Origin of the sequence: Aquihabitans sp. McL0605, assembly GCF_049993875.1 — a bacterium.
Lineage (GTDB): Bacteria > Actinomycetota > Acidimicrobiia > Acidimicrobiales > Iamiaceae > Aquihabitans.
Window position 1 is genome coordinate 932,509 of record NZ_CP188252.1, and the last position, 26,852, is coordinate 959,360.

A 26,852-nucleotide genomic window follows, 5' to 3' on the forward strand; every position below is an offset into this window, starting at 1 on the left:
GGGCCCGAGCCGCCGCCGGCTACTCAGCCGGGGGGATGAGGTTGTGGAGGAGCTCGACGAGGGTGCCGGCGAGGTCGGGCGTCTTGGGGATGGGGAGCATGAGCTGCTCGGCCGCCTCTTTGTAGACGGCCCCGCGGAACAGGCGCTGGAGCCGGACCTGCTGGCTGGTCTTGAGCACCAGGGGTGACACCCGGGCCGTCCATGCCGGTCCGCCGAACGCCGGGCCCTTGGTGACGTTGATCTCGCGCACGCCCAAGCGGTGGGCCTCGGCCCGCAGCCGGGCGACGTCGAGGAGGCGGACGGCCTCCTCGGGCACCGGCCCGAAGCGGTCCTCCCACTCGGTGCGGATGTCGGTGACCTCGGCGTCGGTGGTGACCTCGGCCAGGCGCCGGTACGCCTCGAGCCGCAGCTCCTCCTTGGGCACGTACTCCGGCGAGAGGTTGGCGTCGATGGGCAGGTCGAGCTTCACCTCGGCCGGCTCGCGGACCGGCTCGCCCTTCAGCTCCTGCACGGCCTCGTGGACCATCGACACGTACAGGTCGTAGCCCACCGCCGAGATGTGACCGCTCTGGCCGGTGCCGAGCAGCGTGCCGGCGCCGCGGATCTCCAGGTCGCGCATGGCGATGCGGAAGCCCGAGCCCAGCTCGGTGGCCTCGCCGATGGTCTTGAGCCGCTCGTAGGCGTCCTCGCTGAGGGCCACGTCGCGGGGGTGGAACAGGTAGGCGTAGGCCCGCTGGCCCGATCGTCCAACGCGGCCGCGCAGCTGGTGGAGCTGGCCCAGGCCCAGGCGGTCGGCCCGGTCGACCACGAGCGTGTTGACCGTGGGCATGTCGATGCCCGACTCGATGATGGTGGTGCAGACGAGCACGTCGTACTCGCCCTCCCAGAAGTCGATGACCACCTTCTCGAGCGAGCCCTCGTCCATCTGACCGTGGGCCACCGCGACGCGAGCCTCGGGCACCAGCTCGCGGATGCCGCGGGCGCAGTCCTCGATGTCGCGGACCCGGTTGTGCACGAAGAACACCTGGCCCTCGCGCAGCAGCTCGCGCCGGATGGCCTCGGCCGCCGCCCGTTCGTCGTACTCGCCGACGTAGGTGAGGATCGGCTGGCGCTCGGCGGGCGGGGTGTTGAGCAAGGTGAGGTCGCGGATGCCGGTGAGCGAGAGCTCGAGCGTGCGCGGGATGGGCGTGGCCGACAGCGTGAGCACGTCGACGTTGTTGGTGAACTGCTTGATCTGCTCCTTGTGGGAGACGCCGAAGCGCTGCTCCTCGTCGACCACCAGCAGGCCGAGGTTCTTGTACTCGATGTCCTCGGACAGCAGCCGGTGGGTGCCGATCACGCAGTCGACCTCGCCGGACCGCACGCCCTCGGCCACCGCCTTGGCCTGGCCGGCGGTGAGGAAGCGCGACAGCACCTCGACCCGCACGGGGAAGGCGGCGAAGCGGTCGCTGAAGGTCTGGAAGTGCTGGGTGGCCAGGAGCGTGGTGGGAACGAGGATCGCCACCTGCTTGCCGTCCTGGATGGCCTTGAACGCGGCGCGCACCGCCACCTCGGTCTTGCCGAAGCCGACGTCGCCGCAGACCAGACGGTCCATCGGGGTGTCGGCCTCCATGTCGGCCTTCACCTCGTCGATGGCCTTCACCTGGTCGGGCGTCTCCCGGTACGGGAACGCGTCCTCCAGCTCGCGCTGCCAGGGGGTGTCGATCGGGAACGCGTGGCCGGGGGCGTGGAGCCGCTTCTGGTAGAGCACCACCAGCTCCTGGGCGACGGCCTGGACCTCGCTCTTGACCCTTGCCTTGGTCTTGGTCCAGTCGCCGCCGCCGAGCTTGGACAGGGCGGGGCTGTCGCCGCCCGTGTAGTGGCGGACAGCGTCGATCTGGTCCGACGGCACGTACAGCTTGTCGTCGCCCCGGTACTCGAGCAGCAGGTAGTCGCGGTCGACGCCGCCGATGGCCCGCTTGACCATGCCCCCGTACCGGCCGACGCCGTGCTGGTGGTGCACGACGTAGTCGCCGGGCTTCAGGTCGTCGAAGAACCCGGCCGTGTCGCGCTTGCGCGGCTTGGGGGCGCGGTGGGCCCGGCGCCGGCCGGTGACGTCGGACTCGGCCAGGACCGCCACCTTGATGCTGCTGAGCACGCAGCCGCGCTCCAGGGCGCCCACCACCACGTCGAGCGCCAGGCCGCGGTCGCGCAGCAGGTCGCCCAGGCGCTGGGCCGAGCCCTCGCCGTCGGCGGCCACCACGATGCGGTAGCCGTCGTCGAGCAGCTGGCGGAGCTGGTTGGTGAGGCCCTCGCCGTCGCCGACGACCGGGTTCCACCCGGTGGCGGCGATGGTGGCCACGTCGGGGCCCTCGGGCGTGACGGTGACGGACCACACCGGCAGGTCGACGGCGGTGAACAGCTCGGCGAACTCGGCGTGGAGCGGCGGGAACGCCCCGTCGTCGCCGACCTCCCAGGTGCGCGCCAGCGACGAGGCCAGGTCGGCTTCCTCGGCGAGCAGGTCGGCGGCGCGGTCGCGCAGCCGGCGCGGCTCGAGCAGCAGGACCTGGGACCCCTGCGGGAGCAGGTCGACGACGGTGCGGTGGTCGTCGACCAGCCACGGCAGCCAGCTCTCCATGCCGTCGAACAGCTGCCCTTCGGCCAAGCGCTCCCACTGCTCGCGCCCCCACGGCTCGGTGGCCACCAGCTTGGTCGCCCGCTCGCGGACGTCGTCGGTGGGCAGCAGCTCCCGGCACGGGAAGACCTCGACGTGGTCGAGGTCTCCGGTGGAGCGCTGGTCGCTCACGGAGAAGGCGGTGAGGCGGTCGACCTCGTCACCCCACAGGTCGATGCGGACGGGGCCATCGGCGGTGGAGCCGAACACGTCGACGATCGAGCCGCGCACGGCGAACTCGCCCCGGTGCTCGACCTGGCCCTCGCGGCGGTACCCGTTGGCCCCGAGCCACCCCACCAGGGCCGCCTGGTCGCGCTGCTCCCCCGTCTGGACCACGAGGGGCGCGGTGTCGTCGACGTGGGGGCCGAGCCGCTGGACCAGGGCCCGCACGGGGGCGACCACCACCTGGGGCAGGTGCTCGCCGCCCGCCCGCAGCCGCCAGATGGTGCGCAGGCGCCGGCCCATCGTCTCGATGTTGGGGCTGACCCGCTCGAACGGGAGCGTCTCCCACGCCGGGAAGAGCTCGGCGGCATCGGGGCCCAGGAACGTGGTGAGGTCGCTGACCAGGCGCTCCGCCTCGGCCGTGGTGGCCACGGCCACCAGGATGGGGGTGCGGCTCCCGACCGTGGCGAGGCCGGCGATGGCGATCGGGCGCGCCGGTTCCGGCACGGCCAGGACCGCGGCGCTGCGGCCGAGCACCTGCAGGAGCGCGGGCTCGTCTCGCAGGAGCACGGGGAGATCGGTCAGGGCCATGGAGGGCAGGTCCTTGCAGCAGCGGTACGCGCGTGGAACGCCCCCGATGCGGGCGCACCGGGGGTCGAAGGCCGCACCACGCTACCGGGCCGACCGCCGGGACCGACCGGTCCGGGCCGGATGCGCCGCGATCGGGCGGCGTGGCTCCGACCCGGCCGCCCCCGCGGCAGACTGGGGCCTCGGAGCACACGGAGGTGCCGCATGGGACGTTGGGCGCGATCGAAGCAGCTGGCCGGAGCCTCGTGGCGCGTGCTCAGCCAGGACAAGGAGCTCATGTTCCTGCCGCTCATCTCCGGCATCGCGTCGCTCGCCATCGCCGCCACCTTCCTGGTGCCGATCGGCTTGACGTCGCGGACCACCGATGCGGCGGGCGCCACCACCATCGCGCCCAACGTCGTCAGCTACGTCGGCCTGTTCCTCATGTACCTGGTGCTGGCCTACGTGGCCGTCTTCTTCAAGACGGCGCTGCTGTGCGGGGCCGATGAGCGCATGAAGGGCGGCAGCCCCTCGCTGGGCTCGGCGCTGTCGGGGGCCACGGCCCGAGCCGGGAAGATCCTCCCCTGGGCCATCGTCACCGCCACCGTGTCCATCATCCTGCGCTCGCTCGAGGACCGGGCCGGCATCCTGGGCCGCCTCGTGATCGGCCTCGTCGGGATGGCGTGGGCGGTCGTGACGTTCCTGGTCCTGCCCATCGTGGTCTTCGAGGACGTCGGCGTCGGCACCGCCATCAAGCGCTCCGCCCTGCTGCTCAAGACCACCTGGGGCGAGAACCTGATCGTCAACCTGGGCATCGGGCTGATCGCCTTCGTGCTCTCGATCCCGGGGCTGCTCGTGATCGGGCTCGGCATCGCCTCGGGCAGCGTGCCGGTCATCGTGGGCGCCGTGGCCCTCGGCGCCGTGTGGCTCATCGCCGTCAGCTGCTGGTCCACCGCCATGACCGCCGTGTTCCAGCTGGCCCTGTACCGCTACGCCACCCAGGCGCCCCTGCCCCAGGAGTTCGCCCAGGTCCCGTTGGCCGACGCCTTCGGCCAGAAGGGCGCCAAGCGGTCCTTCGGCTTCGGCAGCTGAGCCGAGCCGGTCCGGTCAGGCCCGCTGGTTGAAGCGGGTCTGCGCCGCCTCGGCGCCCTCGGCGAGGATCGCCTCCACCGCGTCGGCCGCCTCGCGCATGGCGATGTCGATCTCGGCCTTGTCGGCCTTGCCCGGCTTGCGCAGGACGTGGTCGACGCCCTCTTGGCGCCCGGGCGGCTTGCCGATGCCGATGCGGACCCGCACGAACTCCTCGGTCTTGAGGTGGGCCTTGATCGACTTCAGCCCGTTGTTGCCGGCGAGCCCGCCGCCGATCTTGACCTTGAGCTTGCCGGGCGGGAGGTCCATCTCGTCGTGGACGACCACCAGCTTGTGGAGGTCGTCGATGCCGTGGCGCTCGAGCAGCAGGCGCGCCGCGTTGCCCGCCTCGTTGTAGAAGGTCTGCGGGAACGCCAGCACCACCCGGGCCGCGCCGATGCGCACCTCGGCCACCAGGGACCGCTCCTTGGTGGATGCCTTCAGGCGGCCGCCGTGGCGCTCGGCCAGCAGCTCCACGACGTCGGCCCCGACGTTGTGGCGCGAGTGGGCGTACTCGGCCCCGGGGTTGCCGAGGCCGAGCACCACCAGATCTGCGGGGGTTCCTCGCCGTTCCGGCGAGCGTCGGAACGCCATGGCGTCATCCCCCGACGGGGGCGTCAGCCCTCGCCGTCGCCTTCGGCCGCGGGGGCCTCGCCCTCAGCGGCGGGCGCCGCCTCGGCACCCTCCTCGCCGGCGGCCGGCTCGGTCTCGATCGACGCCTGGGTCCCGGTGACGACGGACTCCTCGGGGTCGACGTCGGTGCTGACGCCGGAGGGGAGCTTGATGTCGGACACGTGGATCGAGCCGTTGATCTCCAGGTCGGAGATGTCGACGACGATCTCGTTCGGGATGTCGGCGGGCTTGGCGTTGATGGCCAGCGCGTGCAGGAGGTGGTCGACGGTGCCACCCTCGCTGAGGACGGCCTTGGCCTCGCCCTCGAGCACGATCGGCACCTCGACGGTGATCTCGGCGTCGGCGCTCACCCGGAGGAAGTCGATGTGGAGCACGTCGCCGCGGATCGGGTGGCGCTGGAGCTCCTTGACGATGGTTAGGGCCACGTCGCCGTCGACCTCGAGGTCGATCAGGGCGTTGAGGCCGGCGTCGGTGGTGAGCGCCTCGCGGAGGGGCTTCCACTCCACGGTGACCGGGATGGGGTCGGCATCGAGGCCGTAGACCACGCCGGGGACCTTGCCCTCGACGCGGATCCGCTTGGACGGGCCGCTGCCCAGTTCGCGGCCAGTGGTTGCCTTGAGGGTGATCTCAGCCATCGGTAGCTCCTACTTCAGAGATCGCGCCGGAGCGCTTGTCGGTTGGATGAACGGCTTGCCAGCCTAGGTTCCGGCCCGCACCGGCTCCCATTCGGGCCCGTTCCGCGCTCTGTGGGCATCCCCCGCCGACTCTGCGGCGGTTCACAGGAACGAGGCGGAGGGTGGGGTGCATGGAAGCCACCCCTCCCCCGAACCCAGCGGCTCCGACACCTCGCCGGCGCCGCCGCCCCCACCCCGCCAAGAAGGCCCGCAAGAGGGCGGCGATGGTCAGCGTCGGATCGTTCCTCGCGCTCACCGGCGCCTTCGCCGCCAACGCGGCGATCAGCGCCGCGACCAGTGCCCCCGCGACCAGCTCGACGGTCGCCACCAGCGGCTCGGGCACCAGCTCGAGCGGGTCCGGCACCACCGCGACGACGGGGGCCACCACCGCTTCGAGCTCCTCCGACGATTGGGCCGCCACCTCGGCCGGCTCGTCGGGCAGCAGTTCGACGTCGAGCAACTCGACGTCGTCGCAGCAGGCGACGACCCAGAGCCATGGAAGCTGAACGCCGGTTCCGGGCCATGGGCACGACGGTCCACGTCGTCGTCCACGGTGACCCGGAGCTGGCCGTGCTCGCGCAGGCCGAGATCGAACGGCTCGAGCAGCTCTGGAGCCGCTTCCTGCCGACCAGTGAGGTCACCGAGCTCGCCGTGCGATCGGGAGACTGGGTCCGGGTGTCCCCGGAGACGGTCGAGCTCGTCGAGCGCGCCATCCTGGCCAGCGTCGTCACCCAGGGCCGCTTCGACCCCACGGTGCTCGGCGATGTGATCCGGGCCGGCTACGACCGCAGCTACGAGGAGCTGGTCGGCCTCGACCGCGCCGCGGCGCCCACCAGCCCCCTCGGTCAAGGGGTCGGCGGCATCGACGTCGATGCCGCCGCCTTGGCGGTGCGTCTCCCGGCCGACGTCGGCTTCGACCCCGGCGGCGTGGGCAAGGGCCTCGCCGCCGACCTGGTGGCCGCCCGCATCGACGGCGAGGGCGCCGCCGGCGTGCTGATCAACATCGGCGGCGACCTGCGGGCGGTCGGCTGCGCACCCGCCGGCGAGGACTGGTTCGTCGACCTCGACCCCGCCGCCACCGGCCAGCCCCTGGCGCGCGTCGTCATCGACCACGGCGCGGTGGCCACCTCCACCGTGCTGCGCCGGGCGTGGACCATCGGGGGCGAGCGCCACCACCACCTGATCGACCCGGGCACCGGGCGGCCGACCGCCACCGACGTGGTGGCCGCCTCGGTGCTCGCCGGCCACGGCTGGCAGGCCGAGGTGCTCGCGAAAGCCGCCGTCGTCGCCGGCCTGGAGGAGGGCCTGGCGCTCGTCGAATCGATGGGGGCATCGGCCCTGCTGGTCGACGACCACGGCGGCCTGCACCCCACCGCCGACTTCTACCGCTTCTCGATCCCGATCCCGGGACGCGCGCCCGCTCCCCTCACGGAGGTGCCGACATGACCTGGTGGTACATCAACCGAGCCGCCGGGCTGGTGGCCTGGGCCCTGCTCAGCGCGTCGATCATCTTCGGCTTGCTGCTGTCCTCGAAGGCCCTCGGCAAGAAGGTCCGGCCCAACTGGATCCAGGACCTCCACCGGGGCCTCTCGGGCCTGGCCGTCGTCTTCGTGGGCATCCACGTCGCCGGCGCCGTGGGCGACAACTTCATCCACTTCGGCGCGGCCGATGTGCTGGTCCCGTTCGCCTCGGCATGGCGCCCCTGGGCGATCGCCTGGGGTGTGGTGAGCGGCTACCTGCTGATCGCGGTCGAGGCCACCTCGCTCCTGAAGAAGCACATCCCCACCTCGGCGTGGCGGAAGATCCACTTCCTCAGCTTCCCGCTGTTCCTCACCGCCACCTCGCACGCGATCACCGCGGGCACCGAGCTGGGCACCACGATCGGGATCGCCGCGGCGGCCCTGGTCACCGCCGCCATCGCCGGGCTGACGACCATCCGGATCATCGGCGAGGTCGAGAAGGCCAAGAACCCACCGCCGTCGAGGATCCCGGTCCGGTCCGCCGGGCCCGTGCCGGCCGTGGGTGTCGAACAGACGGAACCGGTGCTCGTGCACGCCCGGACCCGGCTCGACGCCCGGCCCCAGCGGCCCGGCCGTCCCTTCTGACCAGCGGGCTACTTCTGGTTCTCGCCGCCGAAGATCTCGCTGACCGACTCGTCCTCGAACACCGCCGAGATGGCGTCGGCCACCAGCGGAGCGATCGACAGGACCTCGATCTTGTCGATCTGCTTCTCGGGCGGGAGCGGCAGCGTGTTGGTGAGCACGACCTTCTCGATGACCGAGTTCTTCAGCCGCTCGGTGGCGGGGTCGGACAGCACGCCGTGGGTGGCCATCGCCCACACGGCGGTGGCGCCCTCGGACTTGAGCAGGTCGGCGGCGGCCACCAGGGTGCCACCGGTGTCGATCATGTCGTCGAGCAGGATGCAGTGCTTGCCCGCCACGCTGCCGATGACGTTCGACGCCTCGACCACGTTGGCCACGCCCTTGGGGCGCTGCTTGTTCACGAACGCCAGGTCGGCGCCGAGGTGGTTGGCGAGGCGCTTGGCGGCCTTCACGCCGCCGGCGTCGGGCGACACGATCACCAGGTCCTCGGGAGCGGCGGCGGTCCGACAGCACTCGATGAGGATCGGCAGGGCCGTCAGGTGGTCGAACGGCTTGTCGAGGAAGCCCTGGATCTGGCCGCTGTGCAGGTCGACCGACACCACCCGGTCGGCGCCCGCCACCGTGAGCATGTCGGCCACCAGCTTGGCGGTGATGGGCTCGCGGCCCTCGGCCTTGCGGTCCTGCCGGGAGTACCCGTAGTAGGGGCACACGGCGGTGATGCGCTTCGCGGATGCCCGCTTGGCGGCATCGATCATGATCAGCTGCTGCATCAGGGCGTCGTTGACGTGCGCCGCGTGCGTCTGGAGGATGAACACGTCGGCGCCGCGGATCGACTCGTTGTAGCGGCAGTGCATCTCGCCGTTGGCGAACTGGCGGAGGTTGGGCTCCCCCAGCTTGACGCCGAGGTGATCGGCGATCTCTTGCGCCAGCTCCGGGTGGGCGTCGCCCGCGTAGAGCTCGAGCTTCTTCTTCGTGACGGCTTCCAAAGTCTTCGGGGCGCTCAAGCGCGTGCCTTTCGCAGAGGCCCCGCTCCCTCAGGCGTCGTCGGGACCGCCCGCAGCATAGAACGGACCCGTGACCGTCCCGTCAGCGACGGACGCGCCGGGCGCCAGCACGGCGAACGGACCCACCGTGGAGTTGGCGCCGATCTCGGAGTCGCGGCCGTTCGACTGCTCCACCACCGCGCCCGCGCCGACCACGCAATCGACGAGCCGGGTGTGCGGGCCGATCTCGGCGCCGGCCCCCACCACGGTGCTGCCCTGGAGGATGGTGCCCGGGAAGATCGTGACATCGGACCCGAGCTGCACGGTGGCATCGAGGTAGGTGCTGGCCGGGTCGACCAGGGTCACGCCGGCGCGCAGCCACCGCTCGTTGGTGCGGTGGCGGAGCTCGGCCTCGGCGGCCGCGAGCTGGACGCGGTCGTTGATGCCCTCGCCCTCGGCGGCGTCGGCCACCTCCATGCCGGCCACCCGGTAGCCGGCATCTCGCAGCACGGCCACCACGTCGGTCAGGTAGTACTCGCCTTGCGCGTTCTCGGGGCTGAGGCGGCGCAGCGCAGGCGCCAGCACGGAGCGGCGGAAGCAGTAGACCGCCGTGTTGATCTCGTCGATGGCGAGCTCGTCCTCGGTGGCGTCGGCGGCCTCGACGATGCGCAGGACCTGGTCCTCCTTGCCCCGGACCACCCGGCCGTACGACCCGGGATCGGGGACCCGCGCCGTGAGCACCGTGCACGCCGCGTCGGCCTCGCGGTGGGTGGCGACGAGCCGGGCGATGGTGGCCGGGCGCAGCAGCGGCATGTCGCCGGGGAGGACGATCACGTCGTGCTCGTCGGCATCGGGGCCGTCGTCGTCGGGCAGGCCGGTCATGCCCACGCTGGCGGCGTCGCCCGTGCCCAGCTGCGTGTGCTGCTCCACGAACGTGAGGCGGAGGTCGGGCTCGGCGGCCTGGAGCTTCTTGGTGACGCGCTCGGCGCCGTGGCCCACCACCACGACCACGTTGCCGACCGAGCAGTCGGCCAGGGAGTCGAGCATGTACTGGAGCATCGCCCGGCCGGCGAGCAGGTGCAGCGGCTTGGGCCGGGATGACTTCATCCGGGTGCCCTCGCCGGCAGCGAGGACGATGGCGGAGAGGCTGCGTTCGGACATGGGGTCCGGTCTAGCGGATCGAGGTCGCCACGGGAACCCGTTCTCGTCACGCCTGGGGTGAGGTACCTTTCCGCCTCAGCACAGCGTCGAGGGGTTGCACATGTGGATCGAGGTCGACTCGAACAAGCAAGGCATCAAGTCGTGGGTCGCGAGCGAGCACATCGAGCGCTGCGACGTCAACGAGACGCTCGAGCCGCCGTACGCCGCGCTCACCTTGCGCAGCGGGATGATCTGCTACATCAGCGACCAGTTCTCGATGAAGAAGCTGCAGCGGATCATGGGTGTCGACCTGCCGCGCGCTGGCGGCCTGTGAGCTGAGCTCGGGGGGCAGGGCTCGAACCTGCGACAGCCGGCTCCAAAGGCCGGTGTTCTACCAACTGAACTACCCCCGAAAGGCGAACGCCCACGATAGGGGAAGCGCCTGCACCGGCTGCACGCCGCTTCCACGTCGACCGCCCCGAACGCCAGGGCGGTGTCGGCCTCGGACCTCGTGGAGGGCTGAGGGCGCGCTGGTCGCCGGTCATGGACACACCTCTTCAACGCCCGGGGGCCCGGAAGGTCGACCGATCGTCGGGGAGATCCGTGGGGAGACGCGGCACGACCGCCCGGTGGGGCGGTCGTGCACAGATCTCGGTTGGCACCACTCGTGCGAGACGAGCGGCCGCTGGCTACTTGCCGGCAGCTCGACGCTGGAAGCGAGTCCGCTTCAGCATCTTCTTGTGCTTCTTCTTGCGCATGCGCTTACGGCGCTTCTTGATCAATGAACCCATGGTGGGGCCAACCTAGAGCGACCTCGGGAGCAGCGCCAAACCGGCTGGTCACGGAGCGGCGGCGAGCGTGCGCACCACGGTGCCCGCCCCGGGGAAGGCGCCCTCGACGAACCAGGTGCTGCCCGACCCCGCCAGGACCGGGGTGGCCCCGGTGGCGTCGCCGAGCTGGTCCCGCCACCGCGCCAGCTCCGGCTGCACGCGGAGGGCGGCCGCCTCGAGATCGTTCGGGCCCCCGCCCGTGGGCCCACCGAGGTGGTCCCACGCCCGGTACACCTCCGGCGTGGAGCACCCGAAGGGGGGCGTGGCCAGGGTGAACGTGCGGTCGATGTGGTCGAGCGGTTCGAGGAGCTCGCCGATGCCGGTGACGCGCGCCCGACCGCCGCGGACGCAGAAGGGCACATCGGCGCCCAGCGCCGCGGCGGCGTGCGGATCGTCGAACCCCGCCCACCGCAGCACGGCCGCGGCGTCGGTGGAGCCGCCGCCGAGGCCGGCCCCGGCCGGGATGCGCTTCGTGAGCGTCACGTGGGCGGTGCGGCCGACCAGGCGCAGGGCGCGGCGCACGAGGTTGTCGTCGTCGGCCGGGACGTCGAGCCCGGTGGCCCCGATCACCTCGAGGCCGTCGCCCACGGCGAAGCGCAGCTCGTCGGCCAGGTCGATCGAGACCATCTCGGCGTCGATCAGGTGGTAGCCGTCGGGCCGCACCCCGGTGATCCGCAGCGAGACGGTGAGCTTCGCCGGAGCGAGGACGGCGTCGACAGGCACCGGCGCAGGTTACGGCCGCGGGTGGACGGCATCGGCGAGGCGGCCCCAGTCCTGCACCGACAGGCGCTCGGGACGATCCTGCGGGTCGATGCCCGCGGCCTCGAACTGCTCGGGCGTGACCCGCTCGGCCAGCGACCGGCGCAGCATCTTGCGGCGCTGGTTGAACGCCCGCTCCATCAACGAGACCAGCTCGTCGGGATCGGCGTCGGTGGCGGGCTGCTCCCGTCGGACGATCTCGACGAGCGCGGAGTCGACCCGCGGCCGCGGCACGAACACGTCGGGCCCGATCTTGCCGACCAGCCGGCCGGTGGCCCACAGCGCCACCTTGACCGACGGGATGCCGTAGGCGGCGGAGCCCGGCTCGGCGACGAGGCGCTCCCCCGCCTCCATCTGCACCATCACCAGCATGCGCGAGATGGCGGGGACGTCGGCGAGGAGGTCGAGGACCAGCGGTGTGGCCACGTTGTAGGGCAGGTTGGCGACGAGCACCCAGGAGGGATGGCCGGCGAGGAGCTCGGCCCAGTCGAGGCGCATGGCGTCGCCGTGCACCACGGTGACGTCGAGCCCGTCGACCACCTCGGTGAGGATCGGGACGAGGTGCCGGTCGATCTCGACGGCGGTGACGGGTGCGCCGGTCTCGGCCAGCGCCAGGGTCAGCGATCCCAGGCCCGCACCGATCTCGACCACCGGCACGTCGGGACCGACCGCGGCCAGCCGGGCGATGCGGCGCACGGTGTTCGGGTCGACCACGAAGTTCTGGCCCAGCGCTCGGCTCGGGCCGAGGTCGTGGGCAGCCAGCAGCTCGTTGAGCTGCGTGCGCGTGTGCGTCACGGGAGCGCCGGCTGCGGGGGCAGCCGGTACAGGTGCGTGGCCACGTCCCAGCTCGACGCGGCCACCTCGGCCACCGAGCGGCCCTGCACCTCGGCCACGGCTGCGCCGACCAGCGGCACGAGCGCCGGCCGGTTCTTCTCGCCGCGGTGCGGCACCGGCGCCAGGTACGGCGCGTCGGTCTCGACGAGCAGCCGGTCGGGTGGGCACAGCGCCACCGCCTCGCGCACGTCGCCGGCCGTCTTGAACGTGACGATGCCGCTGATCGACAGGTGGGCGCCGAGGTCGAGGCACCGCCGGGCCTCCTCCGCGCCGCCCGTGAAGCAGTGGAAGACCGTGCGGGCCGGCACGCCCTCGGCCGCCAGCACGTCGAAGGTGTCCTCCCAGGCGGAGCGGGCGTGGATCACCAGCGCCAGGCTGTGCGCCTCGGCCAGGGCGATCTGCGCCGCGAACACCTCACGCTGCTCGGCCCTCGGGGAGTGGTCGTAGTGGTAGTCGAGCCCGCACTCGCCGACCGCCACGACCTCGGGGTCGCCCAGGAGCTCCTCGAGCCCGTCGATGCCGTCCTTCGCCTCGTGCGGGTGGACGCCGGCGGTGGCGAACACCCCGGGGTGGGCGCGGGCCACCTCGATGGCGGCACGGGAATCAGCCACGTCGCACCCGACGGTGACGAACCGCTCGACGCCGACATCCCGGCCAGCGGTGATGGCCTGGGTGACCGCCAAGGGGTCGGCGTCGCGGAAGTGCAGGTGGCAGTGGTTGTCGGTCCAGCGGAGCTGCTCAGCCATGGGCCGACCGGCTCATCGTGGCTGAACACCGTTTCGTGCTGGAGGCCGCCGGGTAGACCGCCCCGGAGGCGGCGATCCTGGCGGGCCGGGGTGACCAGCGAGTCGCTCCGGCCCCACGCCCGGCACCCCGAGCGGCGCCCACGGTCACGGCCTCGGTCATGCGGGCGGCTTGAAGCGGGGGAAGAGCGGGTCGCCCTTCTCGACGGGGAGCCCGCCGGGGTAGCCGCCCCAGGAGGCCGCCTCGGGCAGGCGCTGGTCGGCCGGCGATCCGGTGAGCCCGATCCGGCGCCAGGCCTCGCCGGCGGCACGGGTGAGGGCCGGGCTGGCGAGGATGCAGACCAGCCGGAGCACCTCGATCGCGTCGCCCAGCACGCCATCGACCTCGGGACCCGGCTCGGCCTTCCACGGCTCGGCCTCCTCCAGCATGGCGTTGGCTTCGCGGATGAGCCGCCAGGTGGCCTCGAGCGCCACCGACGGCTGGACGGCGTCCCACGCGGCCGCGGCCTCGCGGTAGGCGTCGGCGGCCACCGCCGCCAGGGGGCTGTCGGGGCGCGGGGCCGGTCCGACGCCATCGCACTTCTTGGCGACGACGGTGGCGACGCGGCTGAGCAGGTTGCCGAAGTTGTTGGCGAGGTCGGCGTTGTAGCCGGCGACGATGCCTTCGTAGCTCACGTCGCCGTCGGGGCCGAAGGGCGCGTTGCGCAAGAAGTGGTAGCGGAAGCCGTCGACGCCGAAGTCGGCGACGAGGTCGGCCGGGAAGATCTGGTTGAGGCTGGTCTTGCTCATCTTCTCGCCGCCGACGAGCAGGTAGCCGTGGACGTTGAGGTGCGCCGGGGGCTCCTCGCCCGCCGCCATGAGCATGGCGGGCCAGTACACGGTGTGGAACCGGATGATGTCCTTGGCCAGGAGGTGGTGGACGTGGGGCCACCACGCGGCGAAGCGCTCGGGGTCGGTGCCGTACCCGATCGCGGTGGCGTAGTTGATGAGCGCGTCGTACCAGACGTAGAAGACGTGGCCCGGATCCCACGGGACGGGCACGCCCCAGTCGAGCGACGTGCGGGTGATCGAGATGTCCTTGAGCCCGTGCTTGATGATGCCGAGCGCCTCGTTGCGCTTGCCGCCCGGGGCCACGGCGTCGGGCTGGGCCTCGTACCAATCGAGCAGCGGCTGGGTGAACTCGGACAGCTTGAAGAACCAGTTCTCCTCTTCGAACCACTCGACCGGCCGCAGGTGCACCGGGTCGAGCCCGTTCCCGCCATCGGGGTTGGGGAGGAGGTCGTCATCCTCGTAGTAGGCCTCGCACGGCACGCAGTACCAGCCGGCGTACTGCGACTTGTAGAGGTGGCCGTTGTCGTGGATCTTCTGCAGGAAGGCCTGCACGGCGACGGTGTGGTCGGGGTCGGTGGTGCGGATGAACCGGTCGGGCTCGATGTCGAGCAGGTCCCACGTCTCCTGGAACCGGGCCGACGTGCGGTCGGCCTGCTCCTGGGGCGTGATGCCGTTGGCCTCCGCGGCCCGGGCGATCTTGAGGCCGTGCTCGTCGGTGCCGGTGAGGAAGAACACGTCGTCGCCGAGCAGTCGGTGCCAGCGAGCCAGGGCGTCGGCGGTGACCGTGGTGTAGGCGTGCCCGATGTGGGGCACGTCGTTCACGTAGTAGATCGGGGTGGTCAAGAAGTAGCGGCCGGGCACCGGATCACCCTAGCGAGGGGCTGTTCGCCGACCGCCCGCCCGTTCCGTGGGCGAGGATCTCGTTCGCCCGCGCCAGGACGGCGTCGAGCATCGCCGGGGTGAGCTTGCCGGTGAAGGTGTTCTGCTGGCTCACGTGGTAGCTGCACAGCACGGTGCGGCCCTCGGGTGCCGGCACCTCCACCCCGTGGCCGAACTTCGGTCGGGGCCGGATGCCCAGGTACGACGACAGCCCTTGGTAGGCGAACCCGCCGAGCACCAGGAACACCTCGGCGTTGCGCAGCAGCGCCAGCTCGCGATCGAGGAACGGCCGGCACGCGTCGCGCTCGTCGGTGGTGGGCTTGTTGGCCGGCGGCGCGCAGCGGACCGGCGCGGTGACCCAGGCCCCGGTGAGCTCCAGGCCGTCGTCGATGCTCACGCTCTCGGGCTGGTTGGCGAACCCGGCGCGGTGGAGGGCGGCGTAGAGGAAGTCGCCGGACCGGTCGCCGGTGAACATCCGTCCGGTGCGGTTGGCGCCGTGGGCAGCCGGGGCGAGGCCCACCACCACCAGCCCCGCGGCCGGATCGCCGAAGCCGGGGACCGGCTTGGCCCAGTAGTCCTCGTCGGCGAACGCGGCGCGCTTGTCCCGCCCGACCTGCTCCCGCCACTCCACCAGGCGGGGGCACGTCCGGCACGAGACGACGTCGCGCCGCAGCGCAGCCAGGCTGTCCACGAGCGGGACCGTACCCTGCGGCCCGGCCGATAGCGTGACCCGACCGATGGCCTCCTCCGCTCGTTCCAAGCGCCCTGCGCCCACGTCCACGCTCCTGCTGCTCGTGCGCCACGGCCAGACCCCCACCACCGGCGCCACCCTCCCGGGTCGGGCCAAGGGCCTGCACCTGGCCGAGGCCGGGCGCATCCAGGCCGGCGCGGTGGCGGCCCGCATCGCCGGGCTCCGCAACGTCGAGGCGGTCTACGCCTCCCCGCTCGAGCGCACCCGGGAGACGGCCGCACCCATCGCCAAGGCGCTCGACCTCAAGGTCAAGACCGACCGCGGGCTCCTCGAGTGCGAGTTCGGCGGGTGGACCGGCGCCAAGCTCGCCGACCTCCGCAAGAAGCCCGAGTGGGACACCGTGCAGCGCCACCCCAGCGGGTTCCGGTTCCCCGAGGGCGAGTCGTTCACCGAGATGCAGCTGCGGATGGTGTCCACGCTCGACCGGCTGGCCGCCGCCCACCGCGGCAAGACCGTCGTCGCCGTGTCGCACGCCGATCCCATCAAGGCGGCGGTGGCCCACGCCCTCGGCACCCACCTCGACCTGTTCCAGCGGATCGTCATCTCGCCGTGCTCGGTGTCGGCCATCCTCACCACCCCCACGGGGCCCATCGTGCTCGCGGTCAACTCCACCGGCGACGACCTCAAGGTGCTGGTGCCGTCGTGAGCGAGTCGTTCGACCTCCGCGAGCCCGGGCGCTTCACCGTCGGGGCGATCGGCGAGCCGGGCCGGCGGGTCTTCTACTTCCAGGCGTTCGCCGAGGGCACCGAGGTCGCCCTGAAGTGCGAGAAGCAGCAGGCCCAGGCCCTGGCCGAGCACCTCGTCCGGCTCCTCGACGACCTCCCGGCGCGGCCCGAGGGCCCCATCGTGGCGGCCGAGGCGCTCCCGCCCACGGACCTGCTGTGGGCCGTCGGGTCGATCAGCCTCGGCATCGACCAGGAGGCGCACCGCATCCTGGTCATGTTCGAGGAGCTCCTCGAGATCGGCGAGGACGACGAGATCCCCGAGGACCCGGCGCAGGTGCGGGTGCGGCTCACCCCCGAACAGGTCCGGGCCTACGCGGCTCAGGTCGACGCGCTCCTCGCGTCCAGCCGTCCGCTGTGCCGACTGTGCGAGGCCCCCATCGACCCCAGCGGCCATGCCTGCCCCAGGCTCAACTGACCCCGCGGCGGCCGCGGTCGCCCTCCTCCGCTCGTGCGACCTCGTCATCGAGGGCCGGATGCCGTGGAGCTCCAACGCCACGTTCCTGTGCGAGCTGCACGAGGCCGGCCGGCGGCCCGACGGCGGCCTGTCGCCCGACGACGACGGCGAGGTCCCGGTCATCGACGAGACGTCCGAGCCGCTCGGCCGGGCCATCTACAAGCCGCACGCGGGCGAGCGGCCGCTGTGGGACTTCCCCGACGGCCTCTACCGGCGGGAGGTCGCCGCGTTCGAGCTGGCGCAGGCCATCGGGTGGGACGTGGTGCCGCCCACCGTGGAGCGCGACGGCCCCTTCGGCATCGGCTCGGTCCAGCTGTTCATCGATGCCGACTTCGACCAGCACCACTTCACCCTCGTCGAGGACGAGGCCAACCACCACCAGCTGATGCGCATGTGCGCCTTCGACATCGTGGCGAACAGCACCGACCGCAAGGGCGGCCACGTGCTCCTCGGGCCCGACGGCCACCTCTGGGGCATCGACAACGGGCTGTGCCTGCACGCCGAGTTCAAGCTGCGCACCGTGATCTGGGAGTTCGGCGACGAGCCCGTCCCGGCCGACATCGTCGACGACCTGTGCGCGTTCCTCGAGCAGCCGCTCCCCGAGGCGCTGGCCGAGCTCATCGATCCGCTCGAGCGCGATGCCCTGCGGACCCGTGCTCGGGCGCTGATCTCAGAGGGGCGCTTCCCCGTCGACAACACCGGCCGCCGCGTGCCGTGGCCCCTGGTGTAGCCCTCCGTGTGACCGGTGCAACGTTGACATCGTTTGATGTCACATGGAACGATGGGATGGTCCGCCCACCGTTGGAGCACCGATGACCGCCACCTTGCCCCCGCAGACCGACGTCGCCGTCCGCAAGCTCCCTGCCCTGCTGCCGCGCCTCAGCCGCCAGTCGGTCGAGAAGCACTTCGATGCCTACGTCGACGTGGCCTGGGACGACCCCGAGCTGGCCATCAGCCCCCGAGACCCCCGCTGCGGGCTGTTCGAGTTCGACGCGCTGGCCCAGTCCGACTGGTACCGGGCCCAGGCGCCCGAGGTGCAGGCCGAGATCGGGCTCCACCGCATCTGCGGCGCCTTCAAGGTGGGCATGCAGTTCGAGAACCTCCTGCAGCGCGGCCTGCTCTCCTACTGCTTCCGGCTCCCCAACGGCGCCGCCGAGTACCGGTACCTGCACCACGAGATCATCGAGGAGTCGCAGCACTCGCTGATGTTCCAGGAGACGATCAACCGCACCGGGCTGCCCGTCGCAGGGATGCCCCGGTGGCTGCGCTTCGCCGCCACCGCCATCGTGCCCGTGTACGCGCGGTGGGTGCCCGAGCAGTTCTTCGTCCTGGTCCTCGGCGGCGAGGACCCGGTCGACTACCTCCAGCGCCGGCAGCTACGCGAGGGCACCACGCACCCGCTGATCGAGCGGATCATGAAGATCCACGTCACCGAGGAGGCGCGCCACATCGCCTTCGCCCGCACGTACCTCAAGGACCTGGTCCCGGAGCTGAGCCCGCTGCGGCGCCACCTGCTCGCCGTGCGCACCCCGTTGGTGCTGTGGCTCATGGCCTCGCTCATGGTCGATCCCACCCCAGACCTGCACCGCCACCAGGGCGTCCCCAAGTCGGTGCTCCGCGAGGCCCGCACCAGCGCACAGGGCCGGCTCCTGCGGCGCGAGTCGGTGGCCAAGCTCCGGCGCCTGTGCCGGGAGCTCGGCCTCATGACCGCTCCGGCCAAGGCGGTCTGGCGTTGGACCGGCCTGTACGACGACGACGATCGCGCCGCTGCCCGGCCCGACACCGTCGACGACGCCGCCTGAGCGCACCTTTTGCCAGATCGGAACCAACAGCGGCCACGTCCCGCGGAGATCCCACTAGCGTCCCTCGCGCCATGGCGAGCGCTCCTTCCTCCACGCTGCTGAGCGTCGACATCGTCGTGCCGGCGCACAACGAGGCCGCCGTGCTCGCGGCCAACGTCGGCCGCCTCCACCGGCATCTGACCGACGGGTGGGCCGACCCGTGGCGCATCACCATCGCCCAGAACGGCAGCACCGACGCGACGGCCTCGATCGCCGACGAGCTGGCCGCCTCGCTGGGCGTCCGGGTGCTCCAGAGCGACCGCCCCGGACGGGGTCGGGCCCTGCGGGAGGCGTGGACCACGAGCGACGCGTCGGTCGTGGCGTACATGGACGCCGACCTGTCCACCGATGTGAGGGCCCTGCCCGTCCTGCTCGACGCGATCGGCTCGGGACGGGCCGATGTGGCCATCGGCAGCCGGCTCGTCCCGGGGGCGGTCGTCACCCGCGGCTTCGGGCGCGAGGTCAGCTCGCGCACCTACAACCGGCTGGTGCGCACCGCGCTCCGCGCCGGGTTCCGCGATGCCCAGTGCGGCTTCAAGGCGCTCCGACGAGATCTGGCGCTGCAGCTGCTGCCCCACGTCGCCGACGACGGGTGGTTCTTCGACACCGAGCTGCTGGTGGTGGCCCAGCGCCGAGGGCTCCGCATCGAGGAGGTCCCGGTCACCTGGGTGGAGGATCCCGACAGCAGCGTCGCGCTCCTCCCCACCGTGGTGGCCGACCTCAAGGGCGTGGTGCGCCTGGCCCGCGCCCGCCGCCCGCCGGCTTGAGCGCCGCCCCCGATCGGGAACCGGATCCGCCGACGGATGCGTTCTGGCGCTGGGTGGCCGCGGCCGCCACGGCGTCGGTGGCGCTGCGGCTGCGGTTCATCGCCGCACCCCTGACCGTCGACGAGTCCGGCGCCCTCACCGTCGCTCGCAGCTGGGCCCACGGCCGGCGCCTCTACACCGATGTCTTCATCGATCGCCCCCAGGGCGTGGTGGCCCTGTTCCAGCGCTGGGACGCGCTGATGGGCGGCCACCCCGCCGGCATCCGCGTCCTGGCCATGGTGGCCGGCATCGCCGCGGTGGTCGGCGTGGCCGTCGCCGCCCGTGCGGTCTCCGGGTCGTGGCGCGCCGGGGCGGCGGCGGCCTGGCTCGCCGCGGTGATCTCGTCCTCGGCTGCGTTCGAGGGCTACGCCGCCAACGGCGAGCTGCTCGCCGGCGGCTTCGCCGTCCCGGCCCTGGCGATCGGCGCGCTGGTCATCACCCGCCGCCTCGCTCCCTCCTGGCTCGTCCTCGCCGGGGCGCTGAGCGCCACGGGCATGACGATGAAGCAGTCGGGCTTCGACGTGCCGGTGGCGATCGGCGCCTGGCTGGTGCTGGCGGCCGTGCTCGGATGGCGGCCGTGGCGGCAGGTGGTCGCCCCGCTGGCGTGGCTCGGCCTCGGCGCCGCGGCGGTCCTGGGCGCGGTGGCCGTCCACGGCGCCTCGCTCGGGTGGGACGCCTACGTGTACGCGCTCTACGGCTTCCGCCTGCACGCGCGCAGCGCCCTGGCCGGCGCCCAGACCCGCCGCATGCTGATCACCATGGGGATCGCCGCGCCCCTGCTGCTGCCCACGGTGATCATCGCGGCCCGCCGGCTGCACGGCACCCAGCCTCGTGCCCTCCGCCGGATGCGGCCCGAGCACGTGCTGGTGGTGCTCTGGCTGGCGGCAGCCGGTGCTGCGTTCGCCGTGGGCGGCAACTTCCACCGGCACTACTGGATCGAGCTCACCTTCCCGTTCGCGGCCCTGTTCGGCATCCTCCTGGCGGCTGCCACCGACCCGGCGCGCGTGGAGCCGATCGCCGACCTGCGCCGGTCGCTCACGTGGGCGCTGGCGCTGCCGCTGGCCATCTCGCTCGTGCTCATCGCCGCGCCGCGCATCGAGCGCGACCGCCGCATCGACGCCGACGAGGCCCTGGCCGACTGGTACCACGCCCGTTCCGCCACCGAGGGCGCCGGCAACGGGCTGCTGCCGTTGTGCGCCAGCGCCACCTACTACCTCGACGCCGGCGAGCTCCCCCGCTACCGGTACCTGTGGGTCGACCACGTGCAATCGGGCCGAGGCGCCATCGGCGACCTGGTGCGCCTGCTCGACGGGCCCGATCGGCCGTCGTTCCTGGCCATGCAGCAGCCGGCCTCGCGATGCGATCGCAGCGGCCGCCTCCAGGCCGCCATCGACCGGAACTACCGGCCGGCCGCCACGGTGGTGGGCGTGCCGGTGCTGGCCGCTAGGACGTAGCGCCCGGATCGAAGTGGGCGCGCAGCGCCTCGGACATCGCTTGGTTGAAGGTGGCGGTGAGCGCCACCCGCGCCAGGTCGCGGAGACGGGCGATCGAGGCCCGGATCACCTCGATGTCGCCGCCAGAGTCGACCGCCACGCGGGCGATGAGGTGATCGTCGGCGAGCTGCAGGTAGGCCGCCGCCACCTGGGCGGTGGCCGCCTGCACCTGGGCGAGGGCCTCGAGCTGGGCGCTCAGCGGCACGCCCATCGCCAGGAACTCCTCCGCCACCGACAGGAGCCCGGGCATGTCCATGCGGACGCGATCCCCATCGATCTCGATCAACCCGAGCTCGATGGCCCGATCGGCGTTGACGTCGCCGTCGCCGATTCCCAGCCGGGTCAGCAGCTCCTCCGGCGCGAACCACGCCGGGTCGGCCCCGGCGAACAGCTCCGTGGTGATGGCGGTGAGCTGCCCGTCGTTGACCACCTTGGCGATGGCCGCCAGGTTCAGGCCCTCGTCCTGCATGGCGCGGATCTGCTCGAGCCGGCGCCGGTGGGCAGGGCCGTAGTAGCCGACCCGGCCGCGGATGCGCGGCGGCGGGAGCAGGCCCCTCGCCTGGTGGGCCCGGATGTTGCGGACGGTCATGTCGACCTGCGCGGCGAGCTCATCGATGGTGAGATCGTCGCCGGGCACGACGCGCACGCTACCTGCCGGCACCGGCCGCGCCGGGACTCAAGCCGGGAGGTCCAGGAGCTCTGCGACCCGCGAGGCCACGGCTTCGGCGTCGCCCGGGCGCACCGCCACCTCGATGGTCCCGCGCTCGCTGGCGACCACCACGATGTCGTTGGCCATGCCCCAGAACGCCTCGGTGCGGAAGCGGACCGAGCGCAGGTACACGTCGCTGACCTCCTCGAACGGCAGGTCGACCCGCTGGTTCGTGGACGCGAAGCCCACCGCCACGGCGTCGTCGGTGGTCCACCGCGCCCCACCGCTGGGCAGCGCACCGAGCAGCAGCGCCCCCTCGGTCCAGGGCCCCCAGCCGCGCGCCGAGGTGCGACGGAGCCGGCACGGCACGCGCACCGGCCCCCCGCGGCTCAGCTCGGCGCGGAGGTCGCCGTCGCGTCGTCGGACGCCGCCGAAGCGGTTGCGGAGGCTCACGCTCCACCTGCCTCCGGGCGCGAACGGGCCCCGGCGCGGTGGCCGGGGCCCTCAGTTCGAACCATGTGCCGTCGGCTCAGCGGGCCTGCAGGGCCTCGAGGAGCTTGGGCAGGACCTTGTGCACGTCACCGACGATGCCCAGGTCGGCGACACCGAAGATCGGCGCCTCCGGGTCCTTGTTGATCGCGATGATGTTCTTGGAGCCCTTCATGCCCACCATGTGCTGGGTGGCGCCCGAGATGCCGGCGGCGATGTACACCGTGGGCTTCACGACCTTGCCGGTCTGCCCCACCTGGTAGCTGTAGGGCACCCAGCCGGCGTCGACGATGGCACGGGAGGCGCCGGGGGCGCCCTTGAGCAGCTTGGCCAGCTGCTCGATCATCTCGAACTTGGCGGCCTCGCCGAGGCCACGGCCACCGGAGACGACCACGGCCGCCTCGTCGAGCTTGGGACCGGTGGTCTCCTCGACGTGGCGGTTGAGCATGGTGGCGGCACCGGCAGCACCGGTGTCGGTGAGCGCCAGGGCGGCCACCTCGGCCGCACCGCCGCCCGACTCCTCGGCCACGAAGGACTTCGGGCGGAAGAGGGCGATGGCGGGAGCGCCGGCGGCGAACTTGGTCTTGACGATCTGGGTGCCACCGAAGATCTGGGTGGAGACGACGATGCCGTCACCGACCTCGACGTCGACGTTGTTGGTGAGCACCGGCTTGTCGAGCTTCACCGAGAGACGAGCCGCGATGTCACGGCCGTCGTAGGTGGTGCCGAACATGATCAGGTCGGGGGCGTCGCCGCCCTCGATGGCAGCGGCCAGCGCGGCACCGACGTGCACGCCCTGGAGCTTGCCGGAGATGTCGCCGGTGGCGAGCACCTTGGTGGCGCCGTGGGCGCCGACGGTGGCCGCGATCTCCGCACCGTCGCCGCCGGTGAACACCTCGACGGTGTCGGCGATCTGACGGGCCTTCGCGAGCATCTCGAGGGTGATGGGGGCAACGGCGCCGTCGGCGACCTCTGCGTGAACCCAAACCTTGGAAAGAGCCATGTCTTCGTACCTTTCGATCTGGTTGGGGTTCAGAGGACCTTGAGGCCGTCGAGGAACTCGACGATCTTCAGGTGGGCTTCGCCGTCGTCCTCGATGACCTCACCGGCTTCGCGCTCGGGCGCAGCGGCGACATCGACGATCTCCTGGCCGGCGCCGGCCCAGCCGACGATGGCGGCGTCGATGCCGAGGTCGGCCACCGTGAGGGTGTCGACGGGCTTCGACTTGGCCGCCATGATCCCCTTGAACGAGGGGTAGCGGGGCTCGACCACACCAGCGGTCACGGACACGAGCGCCGGGAGGGGCGACTCGCACTCGTCGTAGCCGGCCTCGGTCTGGCGCTGCACCTTGACGGTGCCGTCGGCGATCTCGACCGACTTGGCGAAGGTGATGGAGGGCAGGTCGAGGAGGGCCGCGATCTGCTCCGGCACCGTGCCGGTGTAGCCGTCGGACGACTCCGTGGCGGCGAGCACCAGGTCGGCGCCCTCGACGCGCTTGATGGCGGCGGCGAGCACCTTGGCGGTGTCGAGCGCACCGGCGCCCTTGAGGGCGTCGTCGCTGATCAAGATGGCCTTGGCGGCACCCATGGCGAGGGCGGTGCGGAGACCGGACACCTCACCGTTGGGGGCCATGGAGACGAGGGTGACCTCGCCTTCACCGGCCTTGTCGACCAGTTGGAGAGCCATCTCGACGCCGTACGAGTCGGACTCGTCGAGGATGAGCTTTCCATCGCGCTTGAGGGTGTGATCCGCGTTCAGCGCGCCGGGATCGGCGGGATCGGGGATCTGCTTGACACAGACGACGACGTTCATGAGCGGCGAGTTTGTTCGCCGAAGCGCACCGCCACAAATCGACGGTCAGCCGGTCAGCTGTCGACCTCGGCCAACGCCTTCGCGACACGGGCCTCGCAGGTGGCGTTGCCCATGTAGTCGCTGTGCTCCAGGGTGGTGTACTTGATCTTGCGGGCGTCGGAGACCCCCATCGCCAGCGCCGAGTCGGCCGGGACGGTGTCGTCGGCGGTGGACCCGAACACGGTCCAGTCGGTGGCCACGGCGCTCTGCGGGTTGGCGTTGGTGGCCAGCCACTTGATGTCGGTGGCCCCGGGCTTGAGCCCCGAGCACTGCCCCCAGAAGCAGCCGTTCGAGAACCAGGCCGCTCCCTGGTGCGGCGCGGCGAGCGTGACGGAGTCCTCGACCTTGATCGGCGCCGAGAACCCGGATTCCTTGGCCTGCGTGCCCTGCACGGCACCCCGGGTGATGAGGCCGCCCATCGAGTGCCCGACCAGGTCCACCGTGGTGCCCTTGGCGGTGAAGGTGGCGTAGATGTACTTCGACAGCGCCTTCGACAGGTCCTTCCACGACGTGGAGTTGGAGACGCTGCCCCAGTCGCGGAGGTTCACGTCGCAGTTGGTGTCGCTGTCGTAGTAGCCGACCGTGATCATCTTGCCGGTGAAGCCGGCGCTCTTGAGCGACGTCTCCAAGGCACCGAAGTTGCCCCTGCAGTCATCGCCGGCACCGAGGGCCGACCAGCCGTGCACGAACAGGATCGGCTTGTCCTTGGCCGGCGGCCGAGGCGGCTCGCACGCCGTGGTGGCCAGGGCGGCGAACGCCAGCACCGCGAGCAGCGCCGACGCCCGAAGGCCGTGGCGGAGCGAAGGGTTCCGTGCAACCGACATGTGATCTCCCCCCGGAGTCAGGCGCCGGGTCCAGTGCGGCGCCGCCGCCAACGGTACCGCTCGGCGGGCGCGCCGCGCCGGTCCTGCCGCGCCGGCACCTCGCCGTGCGGCCCGCCCCTCGCCTACCGTCGCCGGTGCGTGAAGGTCCTCCTGCTGGTCAACCCGTTCTCCTCGTCGGTCACGGCGCGCACGCGCGTCGTCATCCGCAAGGCCCTTGCCGGCGACCACGAGGTCGAGCTGGTCGAGACGGCGCGCCGCAACCACGCCACCCGGCTGGCCCAGGGTGCGGCCGCCGAAGGCGTCGACGTGGTCGTGGTCCTGGGCGGCGACGGGACGGTCAACGAGGCCGCCAACGGCCTCGCCGGCACGGCCACCGCGCTCGGTGTCCTCCCCGGCGGGTCCACCAACGTGTTCGCCCGCAGCATCGGCCTCCCCAACGATCCCATCGAGGCCACCGCCGACCTGCTCGAGGCGCTCGAGGCCGGATCGATCAAGCGCGTCGGGCTGGGCTCGGCCAACGGGCGCTACTTCTGCTTCCACGTCGGCATGGGCTACGACGCCGCCCTGGTCGAGCAGGTGGAGCGCCGCTCCGGCCTCAAGCGCTGGGCCGGGCACCCGCTCTTCATCTACGCGGGGCTCACCACCTTCTTCCGCCACTACGACCGCAAGCACCCGCACTTCACCGTGCGCTACCCCGATGGCGACGGGGTCGACGACGGCTACTTCTCGGTGTGCTGCAACACCAACCCCTACACGTACGTGGGCAACGCGCCCTTCGACATCGCGCCCGACGCCAACCTCGACAACGGGCTGGCGATGGTCACGGTGCGGTCGCTGCGCGCCGAGCGGTTCCTGCGCGTGATGTACAAGGCCCTGCGCGCCAACGGCAGCCTCCAGCGGGACACCTGGGTGCACTACCGCCCCGATGTCGACGAGCTGGTGGTCACCGGCATCGACGGCCGCCCGTTCCCGTACCAGATCGACGGCGACTACCTCGGCGAGATCGACCGCATCGAGCTCCGCCACGTCCCCGAGATCATCGACCTCGTCCTCCCCACCGCCTACGAGCCCCCCACCACCTGACGGGCGACGTCGGGGACGTTGGTGCAGAGGCCGTCGACGCCGAGGGCGATGAGCTGGGCCATGCGGTCGGGGTCGTCGACGGTCCAGACGTTGACCTCGAGGCCGTGCGCGGTGGCGGCCGACATCAAGGCGGCGTCGACCAGGCCGTCCCACGGGTGCAGCGCGGTGTGCCCGGCCGCGGCGACGTCGGCGGCCAGCTCGTCCCACGACCGGTCGATGAGGAGGTGCAAGAAGGCGGTGGGGATGGCGGGGTCGAGCTGGTGGACCAGCTGGATCGTCGGGTAGTGGAAGCACGACACCAGCACCCGCTGGTGGAGCGACCGCTGCTGCACCAGGCCCACGACGTCGCGGGCGACGAGCTCGGTCTCGTCGAAGTCGGGATCGGCCGGCCAGTTCTTGATCTCGATGTTGATGCTCATGCCCTCGCAGGCATCGAGCGCATCGGTGAGGTCGCACACCGACGCCGGCAGATCGGCCCGCTGCTGCTCGACGATGACCCGGCCGTCGGGCAGCTCGGCGTCGTGGTGGACCACCACCTGGCCGTCGGCGGTGCGTCGAGCATCGAGCTCCACCCAGTCGGCGCCCAGCTCCCGGGCCAGCCGGAAGGCCTCGACGGTGTTCTCGGGTGCGGCTGCGGACGCGCCGCGGTGGGCGATGACTCGGACCATGGCGCCACCCTAGGCAGCCGGTTCGCCCGCCCCAGCGGACGACCTGGTGAGCGCAGGGGCTCAAAGAGGCCTCTTCGGACACCCGATGGCGCGTGATGTCGGTCACGTGACGATCTGATGGATGCTGCCCATTCGATGCGGAGATGGATCGAAACGGAGATATGCCCTGGTCAGCGCCTTGCCGCGCGACGGTGGATCATCCTGGTGGACGGGCCCTTAGCCGGAGATGACCGCCGTGTAAAAATTGTGCGAAAAAGTGCTTGCAGGAGGCAGCGCCCACCACTACGGTTTGACACGGCC

At 71.9% G+C, this 26,852-nt stretch carries 29 protein-coding genes and 1 tRNA gene; 12 read left to right on the forward strand and 18 right to left on the reverse strand.

Annotation, left to right across the window (positions count from 1 at the left end; all coding sequences use genetic code 11):
• Positions 1-19: 19 nt before the first annotated feature.
• A complete protein-coding gene (gene mfd / locus ACPPVX_RS04145) occupies positions 20-3,406 on the reverse strand; it encodes a transcription-repair coupling factor (RefSeq protein ID WP_426573628.1) in 3,387 nt (1,128 codons plus the stop codon).
• A 201-nt stretch (positions 3,407-3,607) separates the two neighbouring features.
• Here mfd and ACPPVX_RS04150 point away from each other — a divergent pair, with 201 nt between their 5' ends.
• On the forward strand, positions 3,608-4,474 hold the full coding sequence (locus tag ACPPVX_RS04150; protein WP_426573629.1) for a DUF6159 family protein: 867 nt from the start codon (positions 3,608-3,610) through the stop codon (positions 4,472-4,474).
• Positions 4,475-4,489: 15 nt separating this feature from the next.
• Here ACPPVX_RS04150 and pth read toward each other — a convergent pair whose 3' ends face one another.
• Together pth and ACPPVX_RS04160 are read right to left on the reverse strand one after the other, a co-directional pair.
• The gene (gene pth, locus ACPPVX_RS04155) at positions 4,490-5,104 is read right to left on the reverse strand and encodes an aminoacyl-tRNA hydrolase (protein WP_426573630.1); all 615 of its coding nucleotides are present in this window, start codon (positions 5,102-5,104) and stop codon (positions 4,490-4,492) included.
• Positions 5,105-5,127: 23 nt separating this feature from the next.
• Complete coding sequence (locus ACPPVX_RS04160) at positions 5,128-5,778, reverse strand: 50S ribosomal protein L25 (protein ID WP_426573631.1); 651 nt, start codon at positions 5,776-5,778, stop codon at positions 5,128-5,130.
• 170 nt (positions 5,779-5,948) lie between these two features.
• Here ACPPVX_RS04160 and ACPPVX_RS04165 point away from each other — a divergent pair, with 170 nt between their 5' ends.
• The 3 genes from ACPPVX_RS04165 to ACPPVX_RS04175 are packed head-to-tail and all read left to right on the forward strand — an operon-like array spanning position 5,949 to position 7,922.
• Complete coding sequence (locus ACPPVX_RS04165) at positions 5,949-6,323, forward strand: hypothetical protein (protein WP_426573632.1); 375 nt, start codon at positions 5,949-5,951, stop codon at positions 6,321-6,323.
• On the forward strand, positions 6,313-7,263 hold the full coding sequence (locus tag ACPPVX_RS04170) for an FAD:protein FMN transferase (RefSeq protein ID WP_426573633.1): 951 nt from the start codon (positions 6,313-6,315) through the stop codon (positions 7,261-7,263). The genes ACPPVX_RS04165 and ACPPVX_RS04170 overlap by 11 nt, the downstream gene beginning before the upstream one ends.
• Positions 7,260-7,922: a ferric reductase-like transmembrane domain-containing protein gene (locus ACPPVX_RS04175; RefSeq protein ID WP_426573634.1), complete on the forward strand. Its 663-nt coding sequence runs from the start codon at positions 7,260-7,262 to the stop codon at positions 7,920-7,922. The genes ACPPVX_RS04170 and ACPPVX_RS04175 overlap by 4 nt, the downstream gene beginning before the upstream one ends.
• A gap of 8 nt (positions 7,923-7,930) precedes the next feature.
• Here the strand turns inward: ACPPVX_RS04175 and ACPPVX_RS04180 are convergent, their stop codons facing one another.
• A complete protein-coding gene (locus tag ACPPVX_RS04180) occupies positions 7,931-8,923 on the reverse strand; it encodes a ribose-phosphate diphosphokinase (protein ID WP_426573635.1) in 993 nt (330 codons plus the stop codon).
• 30 nt (positions 8,924-8,953) lie between these two features.
• Positions 8,954-10,063 (reverse strand): bifunctional UDP-N-acetylglucosamine diphosphorylase/glucosamine-1-phosphate N-acetyltransferase GlmU, encoded by a 1,110-nt coding sequence (locus tag ACPPVX_RS04185; RefSeq protein ID WP_426573636.1) that lies wholly within the window; start codon positions 10,061-10,063, stop codon positions 8,954-8,956.
• 100 nt (positions 10,064-10,163) lie between these two features.
• Between ACPPVX_RS04185 and ACPPVX_RS04190 the strand changes: the two genes are divergently transcribed.
• Positions 10,164-10,376: a hypothetical protein gene (locus ACPPVX_RS04190; protein WP_426573637.1), complete on the forward strand. Its 213-nt coding sequence runs from the start codon at positions 10,164-10,166 to the stop codon at positions 10,374-10,376.
• A 6-nt stretch (positions 10,377-10,382) separates the two neighbouring features.
• Here ACPPVX_RS04190 and ACPPVX_RS04195 read toward each other — a convergent pair.
• From ACPPVX_RS04195 to ACPPVX_RS04225, 7 genes are all read right to left on the reverse strand, one after another.
• Positions 10,383-10,455 (reverse strand) — tRNA-Gln (locus ACPPVX_RS04195).
• Between the two features lie 276 nt (positions 10,456-10,731).
• Positions 10,732-10,833, reverse strand: coding sequence for a 30S ribosomal protein bS22 (locus ACPPVX_RS04200; protein WP_208027376.1), 102 nt, complete (start codon positions 10,831-10,833; stop codon positions 10,732-10,734).
• Between the two features lie 48 nt (positions 10,834-10,881).
• On the reverse strand, positions 10,882-11,595 hold the full coding sequence (locus ACPPVX_RS04205) for a 4-(cytidine 5'-diphospho)-2-C-methyl-D-erythritol kinase (RefSeq protein ID WP_426573638.1): 714 nt from the start codon (positions 11,593-11,595) through the stop codon (positions 10,882-10,884).
• A 9-nt stretch (positions 11,596-11,604) separates the two neighbouring features.
• Positions 11,605-12,426, reverse strand: coding sequence for a 16S rRNA (adenine(1518)-N(6)/adenine(1519)-N(6))-dimethyltransferase RsmA (gene rsmA, locus ACPPVX_RS04210; protein ID WP_426573639.1), 822 nt, complete (start codon positions 12,424-12,426; stop codon positions 11,605-11,607).
• Positions 12,423-13,211, reverse strand: coding sequence for a TatD family hydrolase (locus tag ACPPVX_RS04215; protein ID WP_426573640.1), 789 nt, complete (start codon positions 13,209-13,211; stop codon positions 12,423-12,425). The genes rsmA and ACPPVX_RS04215 overlap by 4 nt, the downstream gene beginning before the upstream one ends.
• 156 nt (positions 13,212-13,367) lie before the next feature.
• The gene (gene metG, locus ACPPVX_RS04220; protein WP_426573641.1) at positions 13,368-14,900 is read right to left on the reverse strand and encodes a methionine--tRNA ligase; all 1,533 of its coding nucleotides are present in this window, start codon (positions 14,898-14,900) and stop codon (positions 13,368-13,370) included.
• 4 nt (positions 14,901-14,904) lie between these two features.
• Positions 14,905-15,609 (reverse strand): uracil-DNA glycosylase, encoded by a 705-nt coding sequence (locus ACPPVX_RS04225; RefSeq protein ID WP_426573642.1) that lies wholly within the window; start codon positions 15,607-15,609, stop codon positions 14,905-14,907.
• Positions 15,610-15,655: 46 nt separating this feature from the next.
• On the opposite strand from ACPPVX_RS04225, the gene ACPPVX_RS04230 reads away from it, so the two are divergent.
• The 6 genes from ACPPVX_RS04230 (at position 15,656) to ACPPVX_RS04255 (ending at position 20,949) form a co-directional block, all read left to right on the forward strand.
• Positions 15,656-16,315 (forward strand): MSMEG_4193 family putative phosphomutase, encoded by a 660-nt coding sequence (locus tag ACPPVX_RS04230; RefSeq protein ID WP_426573643.1) that lies wholly within the window; start codon positions 15,656-15,658, stop codon positions 16,313-16,315.
• Entirely contained in the window at positions 16,312-16,809 is a 498-nt protein-coding gene (locus tag ACPPVX_RS04235; protein WP_426573644.1) for a DUF3090 family protein, read from the forward strand. The genes ACPPVX_RS04230 and ACPPVX_RS04235 overlap by 4 nt, the downstream gene beginning before the upstream one ends.
• Positions 16,787-17,578, forward strand: a complete 792-nt coding sequence (locus ACPPVX_RS04240) for an SCO1664 family protein (RefSeq protein WP_426573645.1) — start codon at positions 16,787-16,789, stop codon at positions 17,576-17,578. Before ACPPVX_RS04235 ends, ACPPVX_RS04240 begins: the two co-directional genes overlap by 23 nt.
• 82 nt (positions 17,579-17,660) lie before the next feature.
• Positions 17,661-18,650, forward strand: a complete 990-nt coding sequence (locus ACPPVX_RS04245) for an AurF N-oxygenase family protein (protein ID WP_426573646.1) — start codon at positions 17,661-17,663, stop codon at positions 18,648-18,650.
• Positions 18,651-18,721: 71 nt separating this feature from the next.
• Positions 18,722-19,456 carry a dolichyl-phosphate beta-glucosyltransferase gene (locus tag ACPPVX_RS04250; protein ID WP_426573647.1) on the forward strand — a complete coding sequence of 245 codons (735 nt, stop codon included), beginning with the start codon at positions 18,722-18,724 and terminating at the stop codon, positions 19,454-19,456.
• The gene (locus ACPPVX_RS04255; protein ID WP_426573648.1) at positions 19,453-20,949 is read left to right on the forward strand and encodes a hypothetical protein; all 1,497 of its coding nucleotides are present in this window, start codon (positions 19,453-19,455) and stop codon (positions 20,947-20,949) included. The genes ACPPVX_RS04250 and ACPPVX_RS04255 overlap by 4 nt, the downstream gene beginning before the upstream one ends.
• Here the strand turns inward: ACPPVX_RS04255 and ACPPVX_RS04260 are convergent.
• The 5 genes from ACPPVX_RS04260 to ACPPVX_RS04280 form a co-directional block, all read right to left on the reverse strand.
• Positions 20,939-21,625 carry a MerR family transcriptional regulator gene (locus ACPPVX_RS04260; RefSeq protein WP_426573649.1) on the reverse strand — a complete coding sequence of 229 codons (687 nt, stop codon included), beginning with the start codon at positions 21,623-21,625 and terminating at the stop codon, positions 20,939-20,941. The genes ACPPVX_RS04255 and ACPPVX_RS04260 overlap by 11 nt on opposite strands.
• Positions 21,626-21,664: 39 nt before the next feature.
• Positions 21,665-22,090, reverse strand: coding sequence for a hypothetical protein (locus ACPPVX_RS04265; protein WP_426573650.1), 426 nt, complete (start codon positions 22,088-22,090; stop codon positions 21,665-21,667).
• 76 nt (positions 22,091-22,166) lie between these two features.
• Positions 22,167-23,129, reverse strand: coding sequence for an electron transfer flavoprotein subunit alpha/FixB family protein (locus ACPPVX_RS04270; protein ID WP_426573651.1), 963 nt, complete (start codon positions 23,127-23,129; stop codon positions 22,167-22,169).
• A 29-nt stretch (positions 23,130-23,158) separates the two neighbouring features.
• Positions 23,159-23,938, reverse strand: a complete 780-nt coding sequence (locus ACPPVX_RS04275; protein ID WP_426573652.1) for an electron transfer flavoprotein subunit beta/FixA family protein — start codon at positions 23,936-23,938, stop codon at positions 23,159-23,161.
• 53 nt (positions 23,939-23,991) lie between these two features.
• Positions 23,992-24,801, reverse strand: coding sequence for an esterase/lipase family protein (locus ACPPVX_RS04280; protein WP_426573653.1), 810 nt, complete (start codon positions 24,799-24,801; stop codon positions 23,992-23,994).
• Positions 24,802-24,939: 138 nt separating this feature from the next.
• Here ACPPVX_RS04280 and ACPPVX_RS04285 point away from each other — a divergent pair, with 138 nt between their 5' ends.
• The gene (locus ACPPVX_RS04285; protein WP_426573654.1) at positions 24,940-25,884 is read left to right on the forward strand and encodes a diacylglycerol/lipid kinase family protein; all 945 of its coding nucleotides are present in this window, start codon (positions 24,940-24,942) and stop codon (positions 25,882-25,884) included.
• On the opposite strand, the gene ACPPVX_RS04290 is transcribed toward ACPPVX_RS04285, so the two are convergent.
• The gene (locus ACPPVX_RS04290; protein ID WP_426573655.1) at positions 25,863-26,552 is read right to left on the reverse strand and encodes a glycerophosphodiester phosphodiesterase; all 690 of its coding nucleotides are present in this window, start codon (positions 26,550-26,552) and stop codon (positions 25,863-25,865) included. The two genes, ACPPVX_RS04285 and ACPPVX_RS04290, sit on opposite strands and share 22 nt — an antisense overlap.
• Positions 26,553-26,852 lie beyond the last annotated feature (300 nt).